This is a genomic window from Streptomyces katrae (assembly GCF_000966975.1).
GTDB classification, from domain to species: Bacteria; Actinomycetota; Actinomycetes; order Streptomycetales; family Streptomycetaceae; genus Streptomyces; species Streptomyces katrae.
Map to the genome: position 1 here is coordinate 1 of NZ_JZWV01001555.1, position 2120 is coordinate 2120.

Consider the following 2120-nt stretch of genomic DNA (forward strand, 5'->3'; position numbering starts at 1 on the left):
GGGCCCTGTCCGGGAAACGGCGTTTACGCCGAACCCGGACAGGGCAGGGGGCGGGCCGGTCAGCCGGCGGTGACGCGGATCTTGGACTGGCCGTGGCCGAGGGTCTCCCAGTCGTCCATGAACCGGGCCTTCAGCCCGTGCCGGGCCGCGAGCGCGACGAGGGTCTCGGTGCGGTAGTAGAAGTCCTCGCGCAGCACCTGGTGTTCGGTGCCCTCGGTGCGGTCGAAGGTGAAGTCGAACCAGCCTCCGGGCGCGAGTACGCGCTCCACGTGGGCGAGGCATTCGTCGATGATCCCGATCGGAGAGTGGGAGAACACGCTGTGCGCGTGGACCACGTCGAAGTGGCGGTCGGGCAGGAAGTCCAGGGTGAGGTCCCGGGTGATCGTGAGGTACGGGACCTTGTCCTGGAGTCCCCGGCCGGCGAGGGTCCGCTTGGCGGCTATGAGGATGTCCGGCGAGATGTCGATGCCGTAGTAGTGGCCCGCGTCGAGGTGTTCGATGAACCGCCAGCCCGCGCGGAGGTTGCCGCAGCCGATGTCGAGCATGCGGTGGCGCGGGGCGAGGCCGTGGCCGGTGAGGTAGTCGAACTGCATCTTGCCCAGGGCCAGCCAGCGGTCGTGGGTCCGGCTGCCGACGGCGGCCTCCGGGTTGCGGCCGGTGTCGGAGGCCATGACGGCCCGGTAGTAGTCCACGTGGTCGGGGTGCTTGAAGCTCAGCCAGCGGTCGCGCGCGGCGCGGCGTACGTACGGGGCGATGCGGGCCGGGTTGCTCAGTGCGTAGCGGACCTTGTGGCCGACGCTGGCGCGGTCGGCGGTGAGGTTCTTCCTGGTGGCCATGAGGGGTCCCCTGGGGTGCTTGCGTGCGGGTGCGGGTGCGTGCGTCTGCGTGCGGGTGCGGGTGCGGGTCGTGCGCGTACGTACGTGCGTACGGTGGGTGCGGCGCCGGGGTGCCGGTCAGGCGGTGCGGCGGCGCAGGACGAGCAGGGTCAGGGCGACGAGTGCGGCGGCGGCCCCGAGGTAGAGGGCGGCGTCGATCCACTGGAAGGTCCAGAAGTCACCGCTGGGATAGACCTTGTGGTAGCGGGCGACGAACCCGTGTTCCGCCATGCACTGGCGGAGTTCCTCCCCGGAGGTCTGGCAGACGGTGCTGATGGAGTGCTCGCGGCCGTCGGGGGTGAGGTAGCCGAACTCGCCCGTGGACCAGGCGCTCCCGACCGGCCGCTTGGGGGTCATGCCGGGGGTGATCCGGGTCTCCGGGTCGATCCAGCTCCTGCGGAAGTACGCGGTGAACACCATGGCCGTGCCGATCGCCGCGAGCGCCGCGCCCATGGCGGGAAGCACCCGGGGTACCAGCAGGCCCGCCAGGGTCCCGGCGGCCAGGCCGAACAGGGCGCAGGCGACGGGGGCGGGGCCGGTGGCGTTGTAGACGGGGGCGTCGTGCCAGTACAGGCCGTCGAGGGTGTTGGCGACGGGCAGCCACCACCAGGCCACGAGGGCGGCGACCACCGCCGAGGCGAGGACGGCGAAGAGCGCGGCGAGTCCGAAGCGGGCCGCGAACCAGCGGCGGGGGCCGATGCCCTGGGTGAGGGCCAGTTTGAACGTGCCGGTCTCCAGTTCGCGGCCGATCAGCGGGGCTCCCCAGAACACGCCGATGACGGCGGGGAGGAGGAGGCCGGCGGTGCCCAGGACACGGATCGCGGTGGTGTTGCCGTCCAGGATCTGGAAGGTGGCGAGGCTTTCGCAGCCGCCGTTCCAGCCGGGGCAGGGGGTCCAGCCGTACTGGTCGATCAGCCTCGTCATCTCGGAGCGCCGGTAGGCGACCCAGGCGGCGCAGGCCGCCAGCAGGGCCGCGCCGGTGAGGATCATCGCCCGCTGCTGGCGCCAGGCCAGCCAGAGCACGCCCTTCACGCGGCGGCCTCCTTCCCGGGTGCTTGGGGGGCGGGGTCCGGGGAGCGCAGGTGTGCGAGCAACAGGGTTTCCAGGGAGGGGGTTTCGGTGATCCAGCGCTCGTCCGTGCCCGGGGGCACGGCGACGCCGGTCGGGCCGTTCGGGTCGTTCGGGTCGGTGGAGGGGTTGGGATCCGTCCGGCCGTTGCGGACGAGGGCGGTGACCTGGCGGCCG

The 2120-nt window shown here is 72.2% G+C and carries 2 protein-coding genes and 1 pseudogene; all 3 read right to left on the reverse strand.

Going from position 1 to position 2120, the window contains the following annotated elements; translation table 11 throughout:
* Positions 1-59 precede the first annotated feature (59 nt).
* The gene (locus tag VR44_RS39135; protein ID WP_045952453.1) at positions 60-836 is read right to left on the reverse strand and encodes a class I SAM-dependent methyltransferase; all 777 of its coding nucleotides are present in this window, start codon (positions 834-836) and stop codon (positions 60-62) included.
* 117 nt (positions 837-953) lie between these two features.
* Entirely contained in the window at positions 954-1907 is a 954-nt protein-coding gene (locus tag VR44_RS39140; RefSeq protein ID WP_045952454.1) for a hypothetical protein, read from the reverse strand.
* Positions 1904-2120 (reverse strand): annotated as a pseudogene (locus VR44_RS39145) (hypothetical protein); the annotation flags it as partial. The pseudogene VR44_RS39145 and the gene VR44_RS39140, both read right to left, overlap by 4 nt.

Bases quoted from the DNA above. Each gene is read 5' to 3' on its own strand.
- VR44_RS39135 (WP_045952453.1), bottom strand. From the start codon at position 836: ATGGCCACCAGGAAGAACCTCACCGCCGACCGCGCCAGCGTCGGCCAC.